The organism is Rickettsia sp. TH2014 (assembly GCF_019249195.1).
Lineage (GTDB): Bacteria > Pseudomonadota > Alphaproteobacteria > Rickettsiales > Rickettsiaceae > Rickettsia > Rickettsia felis.
In genome coordinates, this window is record NZ_MXAX01000155.1 from 1 (window position 1) to 716 (window position 716).

The following is a 716-nucleotide window of genomic DNA, read 5'->3' on the forward strand; positions in this document are numbered from 1 at the left end:
TTTTTTGATTTAGATTCATCTCTAATCCTCCATTNNNTATTATCTTAATTTTACTAAATGTAAGATTAAATCTCAACTATTACAAATGAAGAGTACAATTATATCGCTGATTATATTTTCCTTCAAATATTTCGCAATTAAAACCTAAAGCACGATAAAAATTTACTGCACTATCATCAGTTTCAGCTGTTATTTTCTTTAAAGTAAAATGGCTAATTATATATAAATTAATTGTTTTCCGATTCCTTGAGATCGAAAAGTTTTTAATACGCTAATATGCCTAATTATAGCCTGTATAGATAATACTTCAATTCCAATTATACCAATTAAGTTTTCTTCTATAAAACATCCGATAAGATGCAGCTTAGTATTTTTATAACTTGTCTAATACTTGGCTAATTTTTTCAGTAGTAGGATTGCCTATGCTATCTGCTATAAGATTAGATAAATTTTTTTCGGTAAAATTTACCACTCTAAATGTAAATATTGGTTGCATAATAATATTGTAGAATTAAAGATTATTTGATATACCCCACTGCTTTTTGCTATAAGTATAATTTTCCTTTAAGTTTTTAACAAATTTATTTATGAAAACAACATCTCATCCCGTCTCTTTTTTATGGTCGGTTATATGTAATAGTTGAGATTTAATCTTACATTTAGTAAAATTAAGATAATANNNAATGGAGGATTAGAGATGAATCTAAATCAAAAAA

The 716-nt window shown here is 25.2% G+C and carries 2 protein-coding genes; both read right to left on the minus strand.

Annotated elements, in window-relative coordinates; translation table 11 throughout:
* Positions 1–216 precede the first annotated feature (216 nt).
* Positions 217–363 carry a GNAT family N-acetyltransferase gene (locus KYQ89_RS08235; RefSeq protein WP_371920396.1) on the minus strand — a complete coding sequence of 49 codons (147 nt, stop codon included), beginning with the start codon at positions 361–363 and terminating at the stop codon, positions 217–219.
* A 10-nt stretch (positions 364–373) separates the two neighbouring features.
* Positions 374–496, minus strand: a complete 123-nt coding sequence (locus KYQ89_RS07705; RefSeq protein WP_256621216.1) for a hypothetical protein — start codon at positions 494–496, stop codon at positions 374–376.
* Positions 497–716: the final 220 nt, after the last annotated feature.

What these genes read in the sequence shown, in the direction of transcription:
- KYQ89_RS07705 (WP_256621216.1), bottom strand. Translation starts at nt 496, where the DNA reads ATGCAACCAATATTTACATTTAGAGTGGTAAATTTTACCGAAAAAAAT.